Annotated in this window: 8 protein-coding genes and 2 pseudogenes; 1 reads left to right on the top strand and 9 read right to left on the bottom strand. The window is 50.2% G+C overall.

The window, feature by feature from the left end:
* Positions 1-77: 77 nt before the first annotated feature.
* The 6 genes and pseudogenes from OQV04_RS22815 to OQV04_RS22790 form a co-directional block, all read right to left on the bottom strand.
* Positions 78-296, bottom strand: a pseudogene (locus OQV04_RS22815) (hypothetical protein); the annotation flags it as partial.
* 143 nt (positions 297-439) lie between these two features.
* Positions 440-724, bottom strand: a complete 285-nt coding sequence (ppnP, locus tag OQV04_RS22810; RefSeq protein ID WP_000941942.1) for a pyrimidine/purine nucleoside phosphorylase — start codon at positions 722-724, stop codon at positions 440-442.
* 71 nt (positions 725-795) lie between these two features.
* Positions 796-1,473: an AroM family protein gene (locus OQV04_RS22805; RefSeq protein WP_001276403.1), complete on the bottom strand. Its 678-nt coding sequence runs from the start codon at positions 1,471-1,473 to the stop codon at positions 796-798.
* 257 nt (positions 1,474-1,730) lie between these two features.
* On the bottom strand, positions 1,731-1,922 hold the full coding sequence (gene yaiA, locus OQV04_RS22800) for a protein YaiA (RefSeq protein ID WP_001142439.1): 192 nt from the start codon (positions 1,920-1,922) through the stop codon (positions 1,731-1,733).
* Between the two features lie 49 nt (positions 1,923-1,971).
* Positions 1,972-2,496, bottom strand: a complete 525-nt coding sequence (gene aroL, locus OQV04_RS22795) for a shikimate kinase AroL (protein WP_000193386.1) — start codon at positions 2,494-2,496, stop codon at positions 1,972-1,974.
* Between the two features lie 182 nt (positions 2,497-2,678).
* A complete protein-coding gene (locus tag OQV04_RS22790; protein ID WP_000158157.1) occupies positions 2,679-3,137 on the bottom strand; it encodes a YaiI/YqxD family protein in 459 nt (152 codons plus the stop codon).
* A 119-nt stretch (positions 3,138-3,256) separates the two neighbouring features.
* On the opposite strand from OQV04_RS22790, the gene proC reads away from it, so the two are divergent.
* The gene (proC, locus tag OQV04_RS22785) at positions 3,257-4,066 is read left to right on the top strand and encodes a pyrroline-5-carboxylate reductase (protein ID WP_001295331.1); all 810 of its coding nucleotides are present in this window, start codon (positions 3,257-3,259) and stop codon (positions 4,064-4,066) included.
* A 16-nt stretch (positions 4,067-4,082) separates the two neighbouring features.
* Here proC and adrA read toward each other — a convergent pair whose 3' ends face one another.
* The 3 genes and pseudogenes from adrA to phoA all read right to left on the bottom strand — a co-directional run.
* The gene (gene adrA / locus OQV04_RS22780) at positions 4,083-5,198 is read right to left on the bottom strand and encodes a diguanylate cyclase AdrA (RefSeq protein ID WP_000484048.1); all 1,116 of its coding nucleotides are present in this window, start codon (positions 5,196-5,198) and stop codon (positions 4,083-4,085) included.
* A gap of 101 nt (positions 5,199-5,299) precedes the next feature.
* Positions 5,300-5,620, bottom strand: a complete 321-nt coding sequence (gene psiF / locus OQV04_RS22775) for a phosphate starvation-inducible protein PsiF (RefSeq protein ID WP_032280381.1) — start codon at positions 5,618-5,620, stop codon at positions 5,300-5,302.
* A 117-nt stretch (positions 5,621-5,737) separates the two neighbouring features.
* Positions 5,738-6,991: pseudogene (phoA, locus tag OQV04_RS22770) on the bottom strand (alkaline phosphatase); the annotation flags it as partial.
* Between the last annotated feature and the right edge of the window lie 61 nt (positions 6,992-7,052).

Raw genomic sequence — 7,052 nt, 5'->3', positions numbered from 1 at the left:
GCTGATAGAAACAGAAGCCACTGGAGCACCTCAAAAACACCATCATACACTAAATCAGTAAGTTGGCAGCATCACCGGTCACCATTATGATAATACCAGCGGATATTATCTTTTAGCATATAAGCAGCTTCCATACTATCGTCGGTTGCCGCTTTAACCACGTTGCGCTCATCTGCCGTCATAAGATGAAAGTCAGAGGTGATAAGCTCCTCGCTACTGATCCACTCTGTGGCGCATGCATTGCCAGTCATAAAAAATACGACCATACAGATGACCAATATATTAATTCTATTCATAATCTTCAATGATATTTATATCAACCTTGATGAATTATGAATATATCGGAAATTGAAAAAATCGCAGCAAAGGAAATATTATTATGGGTTAAAGAGAGGATATTTCAGAAAAATGCCCTCCCGTTCAAGGGGAAGGCGAGGAATTACAGATAGCGGCACAGATAAGAGGTGGGTTCGGCAACTTGCAGATGAAACTCACTGTGACCGGGAACATTAAACACCGAACCGGCTTCATACACTTGCCAGTCGGTCGCGTCAGGCAGTAACACATTCAGCGCGCCACTGATTACCGTCATTTCTTCCGGCTCAGCGGTGCTGAAGGTGTATTCGCCTTCAACCATAACACCCACGCTGGCGCGACCAGTGCTGCTGCTGGAAAAGCCGATCGATTTCACTTTGCCGGAAAAGTACTCATTACTTTGAAGCATAAACTGGCCCTGTCTGGTAGTTGAACATCTACTTCACTATAGGGGCCAGAGGCGCTGGCTGTCACGCAAAATTACACCAGTAATTCCGCAGCCAACCGTGCAATCAATACGTTAGAGAGCAAGACAGGAACATCGAGCTGTTTTTGCAGTAAATCGCGATGACGCTGGTTAAATCCCAAACAATCCAGCATGATGACATCTGCGCCTTTCGCCAGTAATTCTTTCCCGGCATCAATGATTTTTTGTTCTGAATCATGAATGGGGTTACCCAATGAAAATACCGGCGGTTTCTGCAAAATTTGCCATTTTTGCGCCTGAACGGTCAGCAACTCCTCAACCGGTACGATAACCCCCACCTGATGATCTTCAACAATAGAGGAAACCAGCGGTGGCAATATCCGCGACGGCTCAAGAAAGATCGTATTACGCGCAGTCATACTACTAATGTTTGCCGTACTCATTAATATAATGACGTCGTAGCCCTGATTATCGAGCACTTCAACCACACCTTGCAGGTCACGCTCTACTTTGCGACGCGAAACATGGGCCAGATGGTTGTCATTTAATAATGTGAGAATTGTGTCTTCGCCTGCTTCTGGCGCGTACTCCGCCATCACTTCTTCGCGGCTTAACTTCCCCAGCAGGCTATGATGGGAAATATTATCTTCGTCAATGTATTCTGTCAGGAGCGGCAAAACTTCCTGCATAGGTACAATGCCGATGGTCAGGATCGCCAACGACGCACTCATTGTTCTTCCACCTTACTTTTATTTCGTCGTTAATTACCGGGCAAGTGTTAAGCACCACTGCTGACACTTACTTGTGCTACAAATGACAAAAAGCGTAGCAGCAGACGTGCACGGCATAATGTAAAGATTCCAAATGATTCCAGTAATGGATTGTTATTGTTTAATATTCTAATTATTTGAAAAACATGAATTATGAAAAATGTGACGCAGATCCCTTGTAGTGGCACTCAGAATCCCTTCCGAGCAGTCTGATGCGGTCACTCTTTGTCAGGGTCCTCATAGCGTTTTTTCGCATCCATCGCTTCCTGAGCGGTCGGATGTTCACTGATCAACGAGTCTGGTTTAGGATGATCGGCTCTGAGTTGGTACCAGGTTACCGTCTGTCCTGGCTTTCCTTTTTCAATCGTCACTATATATGCTTCACGAGGATAAGGCGGTTTCGTTGGCATCGTTCTTCCTTATTTCACGGGATGAACGTTAAGTATAGGCGCTCGAAAATCAACAATTGATCGTCTGTGCCAGGGCGCTGCGAATTTCAGAAATCACCTGGCTGGGTTCGTTTGTTGCGTCGATGATAATATGCGCAACTTCGCGATATAGCGCATCGCGTTCTTCCAGCACTTCCTGAACTTCTTCGCTCAGCGGTTTTCCCGTTAAGGTTGGCCGTAAATCTTCTTCCGGTGCAGCTTGCAGTCGGTTAACCAGGACTGATACTGGCGCACACAAATAAACCACGATCCCGTTATTTTTCATGAAGTGACGATTAAATTCCGTCAGAATAATGCCGCCGCCTGTAGCGATAACGGTGGATGGCGCAGTTACCGCTTCCAGCGCCGCCGTTTCTCTGGCGCGAAATCCCGCCCACTCTTCCCTTTCGACGATCTCCGCGACCGTCATATTGAGCTGTGATTGCAACCACTGATCGGTATCGACAAACCGACGGTTAAGCGAATCGGCAAGGGCCATTCCGACCGTTGTTTTACCACAGCCCCGAGGCCCGATCAGAAAAAGAGGTTGTGTCATCGTGGGTTTTCCCCAATAGGTCGCAATGCGGCGAAAGCCGGTGTCATGAGAATAGCGATCATACCATCAAACTAGTACAATTTCGATTGTAAAGAAAAAATTCCACTTAAAGTGAAAATCTCAATACATCCCTTACTATACCAATAAATATTCAAGAATGAAGTGTAAATAATAAATTACATTTAGCCACGACTACGTTGCAATTCCAGCCACCACTTCTCCAGCTCCGCGGCAAAGGCCTGGCGGTCACGTTGTGAAAGGCTATCTGGTCCGCCGGTCTGGATCCCACTGGCACGTAAGGTATCCATAAAATCGCGCATCGTCAGGCGCTCACGAATGGTCGCTGGCGTGTAACGTTCACCGCGCGGATTAAGCGCCGCAGCGCCTTTCTCGATGGCTTCAGCAGCCAAAGGTATATCTGCGGTGATCACCAAATCGCCCGCTTCACACTGCCGGACAATTTCGTTATCGGCAACGTCGAAACCTGCCGCGACGCGCAGCGTACGAATAAATCGCGATGGCGGCACGCGTAAACTCTGGTTTGCTACCAGTACCAGCGGCATCTGCATACGTTCCGCCGCGCGATACAAAATCTCTTTAATTACATTGGGACACGCGTCGGCATCCACCCAAATTGTCATAAAGTCATCCTTTGTTGGGTAATCCTCTATTGTGTCGCGCTTTTGCCTTCCGGCATAGTTCTGTTTATGCTTCTGCCAGCGATTATCAAAACAATGAATTTCACGGCAGGAGTGAGGCAATGGAAAAGAAAATCGGTTTTATTGGCTGCGGCAATATGGGAAAAGCCATTCTCGGCGGTCTGATTGCCAGCGGTCAGGTGCTTCCAGGGCAAATCTGGGTATACACCCCCTCCCCGGATAAAGTCGCCGCCCTGCATGACCAGTTCGGCATCAACGCCGCAGAATCGGCGCAAGAAGTGGCGCAAATCGCCGACATCATTTTTGCTGCCGTTAAACCTGGCATCATGATTAAAGTGCTTAGCGAAATCACCTCCAGCCTGAATAAAGACTCTCTGGTCGTTTCTATTGCTGCAGGTGTCACGCTCGACCAGCTTGCCCGCGCGCTGGGCCATGACCGGAAAATTATCCGCGCCATGCCGAACACTCCCGCGCTGGTTAATGCCGGGATGACCTCGGTAACGCCAAACGCGCTGGTAACCCCAGAAGATACCGCTGATGTGCTGAATATTTTCCGCTGCTTTGGCGAAGCGGAAGTAATTGCTGAGCCGATGATCCACCCGGTGGTCGGTGTGAGCGGTTCTTCGCCAGCCTACGTCTTTATGTTTATCGAAGCGATGGCCGACGCCGCCGTGCTGGGCGGGATGCCACGTGCCCAGGCGTATAAATTTGCCGCTCAGGCGGTAATGGGTTCCGCAAAAATGGTGCTGGAAACGGGAGAACATCCGGGGGCACTGAAAGATATGGTCTGCTCACCGGGAGGCACCACCATTGAAGCGGTACGCGTACTGGAAGAGAAAGGCTTCCGTGCTGCAGTGATCGAAGCGATGACGAAGTGTATGGAAAAATCAGAAAAACTCAGCAAATCCTGATGACTTTCGCCGGACGTCAGGCCGCCACTTCGGTGCGGTTACGTCCGGCTTTCTTTGCTTTGTAAAGCGCCAAATCTGCCGATTTCAACCACTCACGATAGTGACTCATTTGTGGGTTCAGCGGCGCAACCCCCACACTAATCCGTAAAGTTACCTGTGGCGTATTCGGCAAACGTAATGTATTTAGCCCTTCATGCACCCGTAACATGGCGGTAATGGCGCTCTCAGCTGGCGTACCGGACATGATTACTGCAAACTCATCGCCGCCAAACCGACCAATCACATCGCTACCGCGCAGGGTAATTTGTAACTGTCGGGTAAGCGCCACAATCGCTTCATCGCCCACATCATGGCCCCAGGTATCGTTGATGCTCTTGAAATGGTCGATATCGATAATCAGTAACGTTGCATCGCGATTATGCCGCCGACAGTTATCAAATTCATTGCGTAACATAGTTTCCCAATGACGTCGGTTATACACGCCCGTCATGCCGTCGCGGGTACTCATGACCTGCAACCTGCGTTTATGTTCCGCCAGTTTAGTCGCCGTCTGGTAGCTGACCCAGCCAAACAGCAGAGGATAAATGACAATAATGGGAAGGGAGAGCCACCATTCCAGCGGCGCACTATTGAACGACACGGTAATGCCCGTCAGCTCGAGGGTGACAAGGCAGGAAACCACCATCAACACCAGACCCGCGACAAACAGACGGGGGCCGCCTGCCCCCATCAAATTCAGACACATAATCATCAACATCGCGGTGGAAGGCAGCACGTTTACGCCCATTACGCCTACCCACATTCCCGCTAATACTGCATCGGTTTTTAAGTTGTAAATTTCCCGGCTAAGCGGATCGACGGCCCTGCTCGCTATCTGCCAGGCTAAATGCGGCCAGACGAACGCCCAGCCGACCAACACCAGCCACCACCAGCCCGGCGGCGGGTGTGAAACCAGCGTTGAAGCAATCGGTAAGAACATGCCAGCCAGGCCAACCGCACGGGGTAGTCTGACGCGACGGGCGAAGCGCAGCCCGGACCGCTGATGTTCGTTTTGAGGAGTTAAAGGAGGTTCCTCCCCATGCGCCGCCGCTTTTTTGAAAAAGTTTTCATCATTCATTATTTTTGGGAACATTCAGAAACAATTTTCCCAAATTATAGAGACGGGGCTAAAGGCAGAAGTATGAAATTTCGGGTGAGCCATTTTCGTAGCTCACCCGTTAGCACTATCAGGTATCAGGCGGCTTTCTTGAGGCAGGCACTCATAAACTTATTACGATCATCACCTTTCAGTGATTGTTGCGTTGCTTGATTATTACATTCGCGCATCTTTTGCTGCTGTGGCGTCAAACTTTTTTCACCAGGCGCAGACTTGCTGTTCTTCAGGCAATCACTCATGTAGTTCTTACGAGCATCCCCTTTCAACGCCTGTGCCGTCGCCTGCTGATTACAGGAGGTCATACGCTGTTGTTGTGGGGTTAAGGTTCTCTCGGCAGCGCCGACGGTGGTTAAAAAAACCAGACCGAAAAGCAAGGTAACCAGTAATGTAATTTTCATCGCACCATCCCTCTTCATGTTTAACCATGAGCGTTTGCGCCCGTGATCTGCCATTAAGTCTGGTTGCTAACAGCAAAAAAACCACCCGGCAGCGAAAATTCACTGCCGGGCGCGGTTTTATTTCAGCCCCAGAGCGGCTTTCATGGTGTAGAAGAGATCGGTCTGGTCGGTCAGTCCAACGACATTGGCGGCATGCGGGCCATACGCCGCAATACGCAACTGACTGCCTGTATGTTCTTGTGAATCCTCTTCGGAGTTCCCGTAACTCATCACCATCACTGCGCCATCTTTGGTATTTAGCGCCTGGGTGAGGCCCGGAGCTTTGGTATCCGGCGCAACAATCTGGCTGGCGTGGGCGTGATCAGCGGTGACTATGACCAGCGTGTTACCCTCCTTTTTAGCGAATTCCAGCGCCCGTTGTACGGCTTCATCGAGATCGACCGTCTCGCCAATTTGCCCACAAGGATTCGCAGCATGATCCTGTTTATCGATTGACGCACCTTCAACTTGCAGGAAAAAGCCTTTCTCATTTTTACTCAACAATTCAATGGCTTTGTCGGTCATCTGCGCCAGGGTTGGTACACTGTCATTACGTTGCGGATTAGGCGTACAGGTGACTGCGGGCTTATCGATATTGCCATGGTACGTTGCTTTCGGTCCTAGCCAGCGCACTGGCATATTGCCGTCAGCAAACAGGCCAAGCAGGGGTTTTTGCTGATTCGCTTCCGTCACCGAATTCAGTGAGGCAGCATCGCTCACCAACTGATAACCACGCGCCTGTGCCTGTTCACGCAGCGTTTTTCCCTGCCATTCACCAGCGGTTGCCGTTTCAGCAAAGGTTTTTGCGCCGCCGCCAAGCGTAACGTCGGCACGAGCGTTAAGCAGCTGTTCGGTAATCGATCCTTTTCCGCCTTTTTCCAGAGCGTTACCCGGACATTTTTCACTGGTCGCGCCCGGACCGTAGCATTTGCGCGAGGTCACATGCGCCACCAGCGCAGCGGGCGTGGCATCCTGCAACTCTGCGGTAGAAACGTTACCGGTCGCCAGACCTGCGGCTTTTGCCATTTCCAGAATCGTTGGGTGATCTTTTTCGTGAATATCGACGCCCAGCGCGCCGTTATAGGTTTTGACACCGGTTGACCAGGCGGTTGCTGATGCAGCCGAATCGGTGACGTAGTCCGGTTTGCCGGTTTTTTTATTCAGCGCATAGTGAGTGTATTGCCCGGTAAGCGGTAAGGCATCTATACCTTTAAAAAAGCCGCCCGCACCTTCGGCATAATTGCGTGCGGCAGTAATTTCCGAGTCCCCCATCCCATCGCCAATCAGCAAAATAATATTTTTTGCAGGTTTATCGCTAAGGAAGGTGCGAATAAGCGGGGAAATTCTTCTCGGCTGACTCAGTCATTTCATTTCTTCATGTTTGAGCCGATTT

Source organism: Escherichia sp. Lx600-2 (genome assembly GCF_036662595.1).
Lineage (GTDB): Bacteria > Pseudomonadota > Gammaproteobacteria > Enterobacterales > Enterobacteriaceae > Escherichia > Escherichia coli.
Note: the sequence above shows the minus strand (reverse complement) of the source record. Positions and strands in the feature narration are given on the sequence as shown.